Genomic DNA, 13,433 nt, shown 5'->3' with positions numbered 1-13,433 from the left:
ATTATCATGGAGTGTGAAATTATCTATAAGACTACCGGCGAGCGCTGGGGGATATTTCCCCGTGACATTGGTGAGTTCCAGGCACGAATTAAGGATACTATCATCAAGAAGTCGGCTAAAATTGAGATTATGTCATGTTCCTTTACCCCCGATGAAAAAAATAATCGCCATCAAAAAGCGCTGGCAGGGTTAGTGGACCAATTAACGAAGGCAGGCTGGGAACAATTACCGGCTGAGGGAGAAGCCTGGTATAATCTTAGATTTTACAAAAGAACTGTATAATGTATTTAATTAATTTGGTTTTGGTTCCTTGACAAAGGAATGTGATCGTGCTATAGTCTTTGTCAACAGCATATATAAATGCAATGAAGGGGATAAGTAAATCAGCTATGCTATTTTCAGAGAGCCGGGGGATGGTGCGACCCGGTAAGCGTGTTGATTGAAATACACCCATGAGCAGCAGGTTGAACGATTTTCCAGTAGACTGCGCCGGAGGCCACCGTTATCAGAGGCTAGGGTATCGGAATAACCTGTACCTGAAGAAAGCGGCTTGCTAATTTTAAGCAAGCAGGGTGGTACCGCGAGCACAAGTCTCGTCCCTGTTAGGGGGACGGGGCTTTTTATATTTTTACACGGAGGCGATAATTGTGATTATTGTAATGAGCCCAGCCGCTGCGCAGACTGAAATTGACAATGTAGTGGCCCGGGTAACCGGCGCTGGTTTGAAGGTTCATCTATCGGAAGGAAAAGTCCGCACAATCATTGGTCTGATTGGCGAGAAAAAACTTATGGCCCAGCTTCCCCTGGAGGCCATGCCCGGGGTGGAAAAGACAATTGCTGTTACTGCCGGGTATAAGTTGGTTAGCCGGGAATTTAAAAATGAAGATACGGTCATTGATATTGGCGGTATCCTGGTTGGCGGCGCAAACCTGGTTGTAATGGCAGGTCCCTGTGCGGTGGAAAGCAAGGAACAACTGCTGGAATCAGCTAAAATTGTCAAAGCGGCCGGTGCCCAGTTTTTACGCGGGGGGGCTTATAAGCCCCGGACTTCGCCCTACTCTTTTCAGGGGCTGGAAGAGAAAGGACTGGAGCTATTGGCGGAGGCTAAGGCTGTAACCGGACTCAAGATCGTTACCGAAGTTGTCGATATCCAGTCTGTTCCGACAGTAAGTGCCTATGCGGACGTTCTGCAAATTGGGGCCCGCAACATGCAAAATTTCCAACTTTTAAAAGCAGTGGGCAAAAGCGGTATGCCGGTGCTGTTAAAGCGTGGTATGGCGGCAACAATCAACGAATGGCTGCATGCTGCCGAGTATATTATGAGTGAAGGCAATTTTAATGTGATGTTTTGTGAACGCGGCATCCGGACATTTGAGGATTACACCCGCAACACACTGGATTTAAGTGCGGTGGCAGTCCTTAAAAATTTGAGCCATCTGCCGGTTATTGTTGATCCCAGCCATGGTACGGGCGTGTGGAAATTGGTCAGACCTATGGCCAAAGCGGCTGTTGCCGGCGGCGCCGACGGTTTGATGATTGAAGTTCATCCTAATCCGGCAGAAGCGTTATCAGATGGCAATCAATCTTTGACTCCGGATAACTTCCAGGCGTTAATGAATGAAGTGGGCGCTATTGCTGCAGTAGTGGGCAGGAAAATGGCATGAGACCGGCTGTTAAGCAGATTGCCATCATCGGCATGGGGTTAATTGGCGGCTCACTTGGTTTAGCTATCAAAGCCGCTCAGGGATCCAATATAGAGATTGTCGGGATTGACACCAATAAATTAGCATTAACCATAGCCAAACAGTGCGGGGCCGCCGACTTGATAACTACCGATTATAAAACCGGTGTAGAAAATGCCGATATAGTTTTTTTGTGTACGCCGGTACTGCAAATAGCGGCACATATAAGCGAAATAGCATTCCATGTAAAAAAAGGCGCTATTTTGACTGACACCGGCAGTACCAAAACTTATTTGATGGAAAAAATCGCAGCAGTGTTACCGCGGGAAGTTCATTATATTCCCGGCCATCCCATGGCCGGACGTGAAAAAAGCGGCATAGAAGCCGCAGAATGTACACTTTTTCGTGATAAATGGTATATTGTTATACCTGATGCAAAGGTCGACTCCCGGGCTATGGAAACATTATGCCAGGTGATTAGCTGGACAGGAGCCAGAATAACGCAAATGAATGCCGCTCAGCACGACCGGTGTACCGCCTTAATCAGTCATATGCCTCATATTGGGGCGGCTGCCCTGGTAACTTTACTCCAGTATTCCGAAGATCAGGAAACCAGCATTAAGCTGGCTGGCGGCGGTTTCCGGGATACAACGCGAATTGCCTCTTCCAATGCCGATATGTGGGCGGATATTTGTATGACCAATACCGAGCCCATTGCCGACAGCCTGGACAAATTCAGTCAAATCATAAGCGACGTAGCCGAAAAAATTCGGCAAAAAGACAGAAACAGCATTCACGCCTTTTTTGCCAATGCCAAGGCGCGGCGCGACGCGTTGCTGCGGCTTGAACAGCAATTCAGTGAATAACGCTGGTCCACAAACAAATTAGTAAAGGAAATTCCAGTAATATCCGCCGGAATCTCTTGCAAAATTTACAATAAGCACTATAATTAAAAATGGATGGGAATTTAAATGTCGCCGCGTCCTGAAAGTGCACCACCACTTTCAGGCACGCGCAGGTGCACGACCACCTACACGTAACAGTTAACTGTCCACGACGACAATATTTATTATACCCAATTATTTCTTCTCGTACAAGCAAAGGTATGTTTGGGTATTTTTTAAATTGTGCGTGGCGATTAGCTGTGCGACTTTCCGCAAGCATCACAGCACGGGGAGTTTTGCTTCAAAACAAGTGAGCAAAGTCTCCAAACGATGGCAAAGTATGAAATCAAGCCGCTTGTGTAGGTAAGCATACCTGGCACAGGCGGCTTTTAAATTCCCCCCAAAAAGGCGCCGCGCGGACGGCAAGTTTACGGGCGGCCTAAATAACGGGGGGTATATACAAATGGCAATTTTCACAGGGAAAGCGTTATCGAATATTAGCACTGCGCTCGGTATATTCCAAAACAGAAAGAAGGTGGATGAAATATGAAGTCTATTTTGGAAGAGTTGTATAACGGCAATATATATCCCGCTGAATTGATTTTTCCAAAAGCCCCCGAATACCGACCATTAAACAAAAGAATATCTGACACGTTAGAAATGTGGCAAAAGAAGCTTCCAGAAGATGATTACAATCAACTGGATAACCTGCTGGATTTGCATTCTCAATCAAGTTCGATGGAAGCCTCCGAATCATTTCTGTACGGATTTAGACTGGGCGCATTGATCATGATTGAAGTATTGACCGAAAAGGAGAAACTTGTACGTGGAGAAGATTAAATACTGGAAAATACGGGGGACAAATTTAAAATTTAGCGAATAATTCTGGTCCAGTTGGCATTGATTATTTGGGCAATTAGCTTTTTGCCTTCAATATCGAGGTGTAAGCCGTCAATTGCCATATAATCGGGAAGTTCCCGGTTACTGTCGGCCAGGTAAGGTTCTATGTCAATAAAATAGCGTTGCTGTTTGATAAAATTATTGACAGTGTCAAACTCAGTCCGCCAATTGGAAACCGTTTCCTCATTAAAAGCTTCGCTAATTGCGTCAGGATTAATTGGCGGCAGAGTTAGAAAGATGGGGCGGATACCGTTAATCAGGCATTTGTCACGAATGCCTGAAAGCTCGGTAATTACTTGTTCGGCGGGAACGCCGCCACGCAGGCTGTTGGAGCCACCGAGAATAATTAAATACTTTGGTTTAAAGGGGAGCACATCCTGGTCAAATCTAGCCAGCATAGCCGCTGAGGTATCACCGCTTTTACCTAGATTTACAGCGGGAAAATGGAGATAAGTCTGATAGCTGTAGTCAAAATCGGCAGGAGAATAGGAGATTGCTCCCCCGCCATGGGTAATACTGTCGCCAAAGGTTGCTGCATACTGCCCGCGGGTTAAATCGACAGTAAATTCAGTGGCGTCCGAATAGACGCCGACCGGATTGCCGGCAGCATCAATACCGCGTACCCGCCAATAATATTTGCCGGGAGTAATCCGCGGCTGATCATCATAACAGTCAGTTAAGCCTGTTACTGTTTTGCTCCAAATGCGGTATACGGACGGCTCAATACCATCGGGGTTTTCCGGTGGCTGGCTGGTAAGCTCGATTTCGTAGCTCAGAGCGCCAAATACGGGAATCCAGGAATAGGCGGGATAGAGAGGCGCAGGCAGGTTTGGCGGTTGATGATTATTGGGGAGGGGCTTTATTACCGGGATAAGGTTGTGATCAATCCAAATTTCAGTCGCATCGGAAAAGACGCCCAAAGGATTGCCTTTTTGATTCAATGCGCGTACCCGCCAGAAAATATGATTGCCGTTATACCAGGCCAAATCGGCATTATAGCCGTTGGTAAAAACTTCGCGGGTTAAGCGCAGCTGCTTCTCAGAAGAAGAAATTTCATTAGGATTTTCCGGTGGTTCTGTGAGAAACTCAAGCTCATAATATACGGCACCGGGCACAAGTTTCCAGGTGAGCATTGGCCGGATGGAGGCAGGAGCGGCAGCAGGATAAAGCGAAGTAGGCTCAGGTTTGACTTTGTCGAAATCTTTGACCGTACTGCCGCTGGCTTCCGCTAAATTCACATAGTCGGAGTATTTTCCCAAAGGTGTATGGAATATGGTTTGGGCAGACACCCGCCAGTAGGTGCGAAAGGGAAAATTTTCGTCAATTGCCAATTGGTTTTTCCATGTTCGGTAAATGGCAATGCGTTGACTGCCGTCGCTCTTCAGGTTATCAGCGGTTGGCGGCATACTTAAAGCCTCCACCTCGTAATAAGCAAAATAAGGTACCCGTTGCCATTTTAAAATATATTCGTTAGCTATATGGTTAACTTCTAAATTAGGTTTAAAGCTATTTAGTCCAACCGCTTCCGAAACTTCCAGAATGTAAAGCATAGCGATTGTTAGAACAGCAATAAAAAAAAATCGTTTCAAAAATTTACACCTACCAAAACATAGTTTCACTCTTTACTATATTACCATATTTTATTTATAATACAAACTATGATCATTTACCGCTGTTTTATGAATAGCGGTTTTTTTGCAGTTTTCTATCTAATCGTGTTAGAATAGGAAGACAGAGGAGGCGATTATTGCGGAACAGTTTTTTCAAATAGTAGTAGATTATATTGCTCTTTGGGGTTATACCGGTATTATCATCGGTATGGCGCTGGAGAGTGCATGCATACCTGTACCGAGTGAACTCATTTTTGGTTTTGCGGGGTATTTAGTCTACCTTGGCAAGCTTGATTTTACTCTGAGTATTATTGCCGGGGTGACAGGCGGGTTAATAGGGTCTGTGGTTGCCTATTTGGTAGGTTTTTACGGTGGAAGGCCTTTTGTTGAAAAGTATGGAAAATATCTATTGCTGTCTAAATCGCATATTGATACTGCCCAAAAATGGTTTGACCGTTATGGCTTGAAGGCGACTTTTTTTAGCCGGTTATTGCCGGTTGTCCGTACCTTTATTTCATTGCCGGCCGGATTTGCCAGGGTAAATCCCGGTAAATTTATCCTCTATACTTTGCTGGGTTCTGTCCCTTGGACTGTGGCTTTAATTTACGCCGGACAGGCGCTGGGGGAAAACTGGCGGGACTTAAACGCGATGGGACATGAGATTAGTCTGGTAGTTGTCGCTGTGCTTGTAGCTGCCGCAGTATATTACTTGCGTAAGAACCGGACACAACAATCTAGCTAAATAAAACTGCTACTATTATAATGAATAGTATAATGAGCTTAAGTCCGATTCTGTGAAGGGATGAATTGTGTAAAACTATGAAGCAGCAGGACGATATAAAACGTAAGCCTAACCGTCTTCTTCAGGGAACACTTGTGCTGACGATTGGTGGAATGGTTGTAAAAGTAATCGGCTCACTTAATTGGATTATATTATCCCGTGTGCTGGGTGGGGAAGGGATTGGCCTGTATCAAATGGCTTTTCCTGTCTATTTATTGGCTCTTAGCCTGTCGAGTGCCGGTATTCCAGTGGCTATTTCCATCATTACGGCTGAAAAGGTAGCTTTACAGGATTACCGGGGGGCTAACCGGGTTTTTTATTTATCGCTGGCGATTCTTACTGCAACCGGAATTGCCTTAAGTACGCTAGTCTACTTTGGCGCCGAGTGGTTGATTGAATACAAGGTTATCCGGGATCCGCGGGCCTATTATGCTTTGCTGGCATTATCGCCGGCAATTTTATTGGTTACCTTGCTTTCCAGTTTTCGCGGTTATCTTCAGGGCTGGCAGAATATGACTCCTACCGCTGTCTCTCAAATTGTTGAACAATTATTTCGCGTGGGAGCCATGCTGTTGTTTGCTGTTTGGTTGCTTCCCAGAGGCATTGAGTATGCCGCCGGGGGGGCAAGTATGGGAGCCGGTGCCGGTGCGGCAGCCGGACTGGGTGTATTGCTTTATTACTATTGGCGGTTGCAGCGAAAATGTAAACAAGAATTACCCCAGGAAAAGCCTAAACTGTACATACATGAACCGGCGGGCAGCATTGTAAGGCGTATTGTAGTATTGGCGCTGCCGGTCTCGCTGGCTAGCATCATGCTGCCATTGGTGCAAAATCTTGACCTGTTAATTGTGCCTGCACGGCTTGAGGTAGCCGGGTATACCGTTGAACAAGCGACGGAGTTATTTGGTTATTTGACGGGTATGGGGGTCCCGTTAGTTAATCTCGCCACGATTATAACGGCGGCGCTGGCCACCAGTATTGTACCCGCTGTGTCTGAGGCTAAATCCCTAGGAGATACCGGTCAGATCCGTGAACGAGCGGTAACGGCTATGCGCCTGACTACTATCGTTACAATTCCCGCGGTTGCCGGTCTATGGGTCTTGGGGACACCAATTGCCGCTTTTGTTTATCATGCGCCGGCGGCAGGGGAAGTAGTCAGAGTACTTTCTTGGGGCGTATATCTGCTGGGTATTCATCAGGTAACAACCGGCGTTTTACAGGGGATGGGTTATACTGTATTGCCGGTTATCAACATGGGGATTGCGGCGGCGGCCAAAGTACTGTTAAACTGGAATCTAACCGCTATGCCGGCTTTGGGAATACAAGGTGCAGGCTGGGCAACTAACGCCGATTTTGGTGTGGCGGCTCTACTCAATTTGTATTTTGTTGCTAAATATACCGGTTTCCGCATGGACCTGCGGGGATTATGGAAAAGTATTCTTGCTGCCGCTATTATGGCGGCAAGTATTGATGTTATTTATCAATTAATGGTGAGGGATGGAGTGGGTGATGCAATAGCCACTCTGTTCGCAATTTGTCTGGCAGGTATTATTTACGCTGCCGTCCTGTTAATGCTTGGGGGACTGACAGAAAATGATGTCCGGAGAATCCCCTTTTTGGGTTTGCGGTTGTCCCGATTATTCACAAAGCTAGGATTATTAAAATGTAAATCCGAAAGGTAAATAATAAGTAAAATAGTAAAGAAGCTTTGTGGAAAAATCCCGCAAAGCTTCTTTGGCTAATGTCTATTGTTTGGCTGTATAGCCGGCGATTCGTGCCAAAGTTTTTACTCTAAGAGTATCTACACCACTGAAATTTATATTGGGTATATAGTATGTTTCCAGCTCATCATGTAGCTTTTTAGCTTCATTAATGTAGGCGCCTGCTTTACTAAACAGTTCCCAGAAAATTCCCCGGTCATAATCAATAACAGCTTCTAAGCGGGCGATAATGCTTGAATCCAGACAATCATTCATATCAATAATCGCCGTAGCGTTACCGAAAGGCAGATTATGCGGCGGAGTTGAAGTTATGAGAGCGGTATCCAGGGCAGGAATAAGGATGTGTTCTATTTTACACGGATCAAGGGGGCAATAGTAGGTTTCAATCGACAATCCTTTGGCGATAGCTGTAGCGGCTATTTTAGCCAGCAAAGTGGCTTTGCCTGTACCGGGGAGGCCTGTAATGATATAGCGTTTTGCCATACCGCTCATAATGGAGTCAATATAGTTTACCGGACCAATCGGTGTAATGGCTGAGGCAAAAAGTTTGCGGTTTTTGCCGTAGCCGCTGGTGGATATGGTGCCGAAAATCTGTTCGAGAGTCTCTGCTGTTTTTTGATTGGCCAGGTTAACATTCATGGCCTCGCCGTTTGCGGCCTCCCAATCATCGTAGATAGCTTTGGCGGCGGTTAACATTCGATAGGCCCGCTGAAAACGCTTGCTGATTTCTTTGGTGCAGGCTAATATTTCAGCCTTGTTATCAACCAGCTTCTTTTCATTCCAGTATTCGCCAAGATTCAGGATTTCATCAACACTGCCCGGATGCTTTGGATCCACAATATGCGGAGAGGTTCCGTCAATTAAAGCAACGCCAAGCTCCGGGATAACCAGTCCGTCCAGCGAATTTGGGTCACTTGCGCAGTGATGATGTTCGATCGTGTATCCCCGTTCAGCAACTGTTTGACCAATCTTTTTCATAAATGTTGATTTGCCGACACCAGGCCCGCCTTTTAATATAAAAATTCTTGCGGCATCAAAAGGTATTATGTAATCATAATACGAGAAAAAGCCTTGGGGGGTATTACCACCAGGGAACATATGCCTGATTTTTTCTCCAGCCATTTTTATCCTCCCATTTGTAATACTAGCGTTCCTTATAATGTATGATGCAGGCTATGCGAGTATTTCCAAACTGCATAAAAAAACTGCAGGACATTCTTTATCTGGATCATTCGAGAGTAGGATTTTCATTTTGCGTGTAGAATAGAATTTACTTTAGCCTTTTACCTTCGTATATTGGGAGTGATTTTGATGCATATTGTACTGGTAGAACCGGAGATTCCCGGTAACACAGGAAATATTGCCCGGCTGTGTGCAGCTACTGGCTGTGAATTACACTTAGTAAAACCTCTGGGATTTTCTATTGAGGACAAGTATTTAAAACGGGCCGGTCTTGATTATTGGCATTTAGTCAGCGTACATGTCCACGAAAACTTCGCCGAAGTATTACAACTATATCCAGGACATAATTTTTATTTTAACACTACCAAAGCCAGAAAACGCCATAGCGATATCGTTTACCAAGCCGACGATTTGTTGGTATTTGGTAAAGAAACTGCCGGCTTACCGCAGCAGCTACTTAACAAATATCCGGATAACTGTGTTCGCATTCCCATGATTGAGGATGCCCGGTCACTCAATCTGTCGAATTCAGTGGCGGTTGCTGTGTATGAAGCGCTTAGACAACAGGAGTTTCCTGGACTTAGGTAGGGTTTAGCCGTTAGGATGGTGATATCATGTTTGCACAATTTGGCCCGGCGGGTAACCCGGATGCGTTCTATGAAACAGGTTTTAAGGCCTCGGCAGATATGCCGGAATGGTTGGCAGCCCAAAAGCTTACGGCTTACGAATATCAGTGTAGCCGTGGGGTCACGATCAGGCAGTTAACGGCTGAATTAATTGGTCAGAAGGCTGAGCTATTTGCTATTAAGCTTAGTATTCATGCCCCTTATTATATTAGTCTCGCGACCGAGGATGAGACGACAGCAGCTAATACCATGCGACATTTTCTCCGCTCCCTGGAGGTAGCGAAATGGATGGGAGCTGACCGAGTTGTGTTTCACATTGGCGGCCCTGGCAAAGGCGCTGACCGTCGTCAGGCCATGGAGCGGGCTAAACGTTTATTTGTCAGGGTTTTAGAAGCGGCCGACAAGCAAGGATTGCTAGGGCCGCTGCTTTTGCCGGAAACTATGGGTAAACAAAATCAGCTTGGTTCGCTTGATGAAGTATTGGAATTTTGTCAACTGGATAAAAGGGTTCGGCCAGCTGTTGATTTTGGTCATTTGCATGCCGTGACAGGCGGTTTGTATACAACAGGTCCGGAATTCTCCGCTGTATTTGAGAAAATTGGCGAGTTACTGGGAACGGAAGCAGCAAAAAATCTGCATATCCATTTTAGTCCTATTGAGTTTACCAGGGCAGGCGAGAAACGGCACTGGAGTTTTGGCGATCCATTTGGCCCGCCTTACGAACCGTTGGTAGCTGTTATTGCGGACTGCGGGTATTCCCCGCGGATTATCTGCGAGTCGGCAGGTACCCAGGCTAAAGATGCTAAAACTATGCAGGATTATTATTACGGTATGTTGAAAAGGGATTTTTAGCGTATACAGACCTACCCTTACGCATAAAATAGATGGTGAACTGGAGGAATCTTCATGACAGTGCATGATAAAGCTCACGACTTAGGGAGATCATTAAGAAATTCTGACGAGTATCAAGCCTTCTTAGCTGCTAAACAAAATCTTGATAAGGATGCAGCCAGCAAAAAAATGGTACAGGATTTTTTTAAGAAAAAACTGGCAGCAGAATATGATCTAATGGCCGGTAACCCGGAGGATAAAGAAAAATCTCAGGAATTACAGAAGATGTATGAGCTTATTGTTTTGAATCCCCAAGCCAGGGACTTTATTCACGCCCATATGCGCTTTCAGCAGTTAGCTGCTGACATCTACAAAATAATTGGCGATGCGGTCGCCGAAGGAATGGATATATTTGGCAAAGAATAATATGCTGGTAAAAAAGAATGTGAATTTTTCTGCCGAATTAAAAGATACTATTCCCCCGGAAAGACTGCTTGTTCATGAACCTATGTCCAAACATACGACTTTTCGAATCGGTGGTCCGGCTGATTATCTTGTTTTTCCCGCCACAGTTCAGGAAGTGTCCAACGTTTTGTATATTGCTAAACAATATCATGTACCTATTACTGTATTGGGGAATGGCTCTAATGTGCTGGTATTGGACGGGGGAATTCGCGGCGTTGTTTTAAAATTTGGATCAGAAATGGGTTACCTGCGGCACAAAGGGCACATTGTTTATGCCGGTGCCGGGGCGCTCTTAGCTAAGGTATCCAAATACGCTGCGAAATATAATCTGACAGGGTTTGAATTTGCCATCGGCATTCCTGGCAGTATTGGCGGTGCAGTATTTATGAATGCCGGTGCCTATGAGGGTGAGATGAGCCAGGTAGTGCAGGCGGTTACGGCCGTAGGTCAAGATGGTGCGTTAAGACGGTTTGTACGGGATCAATTGGAATTTGGCTACAGGCATAGTGTATTTCAGGAAAATGGTTGTCTAATCTGCGAGGTAGAATTGGCGCTTGTAAGCGGTGAGAATCATTCGATTCGCGTTCTTCTTGACGACTATACCGCTAAGCGTCAAACCAAGCAACCGATTGAAATGCCGAGTGCGGGCAGTACGTTTAAGCGCCCCCAAGGCCATTTTGCCGGCACGCTGATTGAACAGGCAGGACTAAAAGGCGCCAGCGTGGGCGGCGCGCAAGTTTCTACGAAACATGCCGGTTTTATTGTTAACGCCGGTGGCGCGACAGCTCAGGATGTGCTTACATTAATCAGCAAGGTGCAAGAGCGTGTTTATCAGCAATTTGGCGTTGCGCTTCATCCGGAAGTAAAAATATTGGGGGAAGCGTAAGTAAGTTAGGTTAATAAGATTAATCGGTAACAGGTAAACCGGGACTATGGTCCCGGTTTTTACTAGTTTAGTGCAGGGAAAAAGGCCCAGGACGTAGAATTTAGAAAATACCAGCACAATTAAATGAAAAGGAGCCAAGCCAATGAAACTAACGTTTTTGGGCGCTGCCGGAATGGTAACCGGCTCTTCTTATCTATTGGAAGCGGGGCAAAAGAAATTTTTAGTTGACTGCGGGATGTTTCAGGGATCAAAGGCTGTTACTGCACTTAACCGGCGGCCTTTTCTGTACAATCCTGCCGAAATTGAGGGTGTATTTTTAACTCATGCTCATATTGATCATAGTGGCTTGCTGCCTCGCTTGTGCAAGTCGGGATTTAAAGGATCTATTTATGCTACCAAAGCAACGGCAGAGTTGTGCAGTATTATGTTGCCGGATAGTGGTCATATCCAAGAGTTTGATGCGGAGATTGCCAACCGCAAGGGGAAGCGTGCCGGACGCAAGCCGCTGGAACCGTTATATACGGTAGATGAGGCTTATGCCTGCCTGCCGCAATTTTCTCCCGTTCCTTACGATAAGGCACTTGCGATATCGGCAGAACTGACGATTACCTTTCGGGAAGCCGGTCATATTTTAGGTTCATCGATGGTGGAAATTATGGTAACGGAAAATGGGGAGACAACGAAAATTTTATTTTCCGGTGATCTGGGTCAGCCGGATCAGCCCATAATCCGCGATCCGGCAATCATTGATCAAGCCGACTATGTTATTATTGAGTCAACCTATGGGAACAGGATGCATGACCCCGGCGATCCGGTCGAACGCTTAGCGCAATATATCAATGACAGCGTAAAAAAGGGAGGCAATATTGTTATTCCCTCCTTTGCAGTGGGGCGTACGCAAACTCTCCTTTATCATTTGCATCACTTGTTTAAAAGCGGCCAGATTCCCGATATTCCGGTGATTATCGATAGCCCGCTGGCTATCTCAGCCACGGATATATTCTTGAAAAATTCCCAGGAATATGACCGTGAAGCCTATGATATGCTCTATAAAGATCAGGATCATCCCTTGCGTTTGCCGCAATTGACTTATGCCAAAACTGCGGAGGAATCCAAAGCGATTAATAGTCTGGATCATCCTGCCATTATTATTTCAGCAAGCGGTATGGCGGATGCGGGGCGCATTCTCCATCATTTGAAACATAATTTGTGGCGGCCGGAGAGTACCGTATTGTTTGTGGGGTATCAGGCCCAGGGGAGTTTGGGAAGGCGGCTATTGGAAGGCGTGAAAAAAGTAAGAATTATGGGAGAGGAAATTAGCGTTAAGGCCACAATAGCTAACCTCGACGGTTTTTCCGCACATGCCGACAAAGAGCAGCTAATTACCTGGCTGGGAAATTTTAAGTCTAAGCCGAAAAACATCTTTATTGTTCATGGCGAGCAAGAAATGTCGGAACCATTCGCCGCTTTTATCAAGGAGAAGTTTGACATACCCACCTACATACCGCAATATGGTGATGCTGTCAAGATGACTGGCAGCAGCTGGCAGGTCGAGCCTTCGGCGATTATCGCCTTTGAGCCTGCGGTCCAACAGCTTAGAGAATATCTTGACGAACTGGAAAAAGAATACGGCGATTTCCGGCGCAAGCTCGAAGATTTGGTTCTTATCAATGGCAACAAGCTGCAAGATGTACTCAAACGTATGGAAAAAGTCCGGGTTTTTGTTAAAAAGACGCTTACTGATTTGTGGTCGTAAAAATTTCGGCAGAAATTTGATTGACATCCGGTAATCTGGTATAATATAGTGAATTGTGCATGACACTACAAAAGGGTGCAAAATACAATGCATCCTTTTACTTATCCTG

Annotated in this window: 13 protein-coding genes and 1 other annotated feature; of the genes, 11 read left to right on the top strand and 2 right to left on the bottom strand. The window is 45.7% G+C overall.

What is annotated here, in order from left to right; translation table 11 throughout:
* Window positions 1-6 precede the first annotated feature (6 nt).
* The 4 genes from BLR65_RS08445 (at window position 7) to BLR65_RS08430 (ending at window position 3,406) form a co-directional block, all read left to right on the top strand.
* On the top strand, window positions 7-282 hold the full coding sequence (locus tag BLR65_RS08445) for a hypothetical protein (protein WP_093793753.1): 276 nt from the start codon (window positions 7-9) through the stop codon (window positions 280-282).
* A 74-nt stretch (window positions 283-356) separates the two neighbouring features.
* Window positions 357-604 (top strand) — a binding site (T-box leader).
* Between the two features lie 43 nt (window positions 605-647).
* Entirely contained in the window at window positions 648-1,664 is a 1,017-nt protein-coding gene (aroF, locus tag BLR65_RS08440) for a 3-deoxy-7-phosphoheptulonate synthase (protein WP_093793752.1), read from the top strand.
* Entirely contained in the window at window positions 1,661-2,548 is an 888-nt protein-coding gene (locus BLR65_RS08435) for a prephenate dehydrogenase (RefSeq protein ID WP_093793751.1), read from the top strand. The genes aroF and BLR65_RS08435 overlap by 4 nt, the downstream gene beginning before the upstream one ends.
* 564 nt (window positions 2,549-3,112) lie before the next feature.
* The gene (locus BLR65_RS08430) at window positions 3,113-3,406 is read left to right on the top strand and encodes a DUF6809 family protein (protein ID WP_093793750.1); all 294 of its coding nucleotides are present in this window, start codon (window positions 3,113-3,115) and stop codon (window positions 3,404-3,406) included.
* 32 nt (window positions 3,407-3,438) lie between these two features.
* Here the strand turns inward: BLR65_RS08430 and BLR65_RS08425 are convergent, their stop codons facing one another.
* A complete protein-coding gene (locus tag BLR65_RS08425; RefSeq protein ID WP_093793749.1) occupies window positions 3,439-5,055 on the bottom strand; it encodes an SGNH/GDSL hydrolase family protein in 1,617 nt (538 codons plus the stop codon).
* Window positions 5,056-5,284: 229 nt separating this feature from the next.
* Between BLR65_RS08425 and BLR65_RS08420 the strand changes: the two genes are divergently transcribed.
* Complete coding sequence (locus BLR65_RS08420) at window positions 5,285-5,818, top strand: DedA family protein (protein WP_093793748.1); 534 nt, start codon at window positions 5,285-5,287, stop codon at window positions 5,816-5,818.
* A 77-nt stretch (window positions 5,819-5,895) separates the two neighbouring features.
* Complete coding sequence (locus BLR65_RS08415; protein WP_093793747.1) at window positions 5,896-7,539, top strand: putative polysaccharide biosynthesis protein; 1,644 nt, start codon at window positions 5,896-5,898, stop codon at window positions 7,537-7,539.
* A 63-nt stretch (window positions 7,540-7,602) separates the two neighbouring features.
* Here BLR65_RS08415 and BLR65_RS08410 read toward each other — a convergent pair whose 3' ends face one another.
* The gene (locus BLR65_RS08410) at window positions 7,603-8,700 is read right to left on the bottom strand and encodes a PRK06851 family protein (protein ID WP_093793746.1); all 1,098 of its coding nucleotides are present in this window, start codon (window positions 8,698-8,700) and stop codon (window positions 7,603-7,605) included.
* A 189-nt stretch (window positions 8,701-8,889) separates the two neighbouring features.
* Here BLR65_RS08410 and trmL point away from each other — a divergent pair, with 189 nt between their 5' ends.
* The 5 genes from trmL to BLR65_RS08385 all read left to right on the top strand — a co-directional run bounded on the left by trmL (window position 8,890) and on the right by BLR65_RS08385 (window position 13,324).
* On the top strand, window positions 8,890-9,348 hold the full coding sequence (gene trmL / locus BLR65_RS08405; RefSeq protein WP_093793745.1) for a tRNA (uridine(34)/cytosine(34)/5-carboxymethylaminomethyluridine(34)-2'-O)-methyltransferase TrmL: 459 nt from the start codon (window positions 8,890-8,892) through the stop codon (window positions 9,346-9,348).
* Between the two features lie 26 nt (window positions 9,349-9,374).
* Entirely contained in the window at window positions 9,375-10,238 is an 864-nt protein-coding gene (locus tag BLR65_RS08400; protein WP_093793744.1) for a TIM barrel protein, read from the top strand.
* Between the two features lie 54 nt (window positions 10,239-10,292).
* Complete coding sequence (locus BLR65_RS08395; protein ID WP_093793743.1) at window positions 10,293-10,643, top strand: YlbF/YmcA family competence regulator; 351 nt, start codon at window positions 10,293-10,295, stop codon at window positions 10,641-10,643.
* Window position 10,644: 1 nt separating this feature from the next.
* On the top strand, window positions 10,645-11,568 hold the full coding sequence (gene murB / locus BLR65_RS08390; RefSeq protein ID WP_093793826.1) for a UDP-N-acetylmuramate dehydrogenase: 924 nt from the start codon (window positions 10,645-10,647) through the stop codon (window positions 11,566-11,568).
* 142 nt (window positions 11,569-11,710) lie between these two features.
* Complete coding sequence (locus BLR65_RS08385) at window positions 11,711-13,324, top strand: MBL fold metallo-hydrolase RNA specificity domain-containing protein (RefSeq protein WP_093793742.1); 1,614 nt, start codon at window positions 11,711-11,713, stop codon at window positions 13,322-13,324.
* Window positions 13,325-13,433: the final 109 nt, after the last annotated feature.

Source organism: Sporomusa acidovorans (assembly GCF_900101845.1).
Lineage (GTDB): Bacteria > Bacillota > Negativicutes > Sporomusales > Sporomusaceae > Sporomusa > Sporomusa acidovorans.
Note: the sequence above shows the minus strand (reverse complement) of the source record. Positions and strands in the feature narration are given on the sequence as shown.